Here is a 255-nt window from a genome sequence, read left to right on the forward strand (position 1 = left end):
GGTGCCTCCGGCCGCTGGAATTGCGGGTCGATCATCACTACTGGGGACTTGCCCAGCCGCAGCTTGCCGTAGAGCGGCTTGGCGGTCGGCAGGTTCGGGCCACGGTTCGGCGTCAGCGAGAAGTACAGCTCGGGGTTGTCGGGGTTGTTCTGTGAGGCCAGTTTTACCTGTGGCTCGTCGTACAGGTAAGAGAGGTCGAGCACGAGGCTGCCTTGCTTGACCGTCTGATGTGTGTAGCTCAGCGTGTGGTCAATA

At 61.2% G+C, this 255-nt stretch carries 1 protein-coding gene; it reads right to left on the reverse strand.

All coding sequences use genetic code 11. The features are described from left to right. Positions 1-203: hypothetical protein (locus tag PZA18_RS25885; RefSeq protein ID WP_284103527.1), on the reverse strand; the 203-nt coding region annotated here is incomplete at its 3' end. Positions 204-255 lie beyond the last annotated feature (52 nt).

The organism is Parachitinimonas caeni, from assembly GCF_030129945.1.
GTDB classification, from domain to species: domain Bacteria; phylum Pseudomonadota; class Gammaproteobacteria; order Burkholderiales; family Chitinimonadaceae; genus Parachitinimonas; species Parachitinimonas caeni.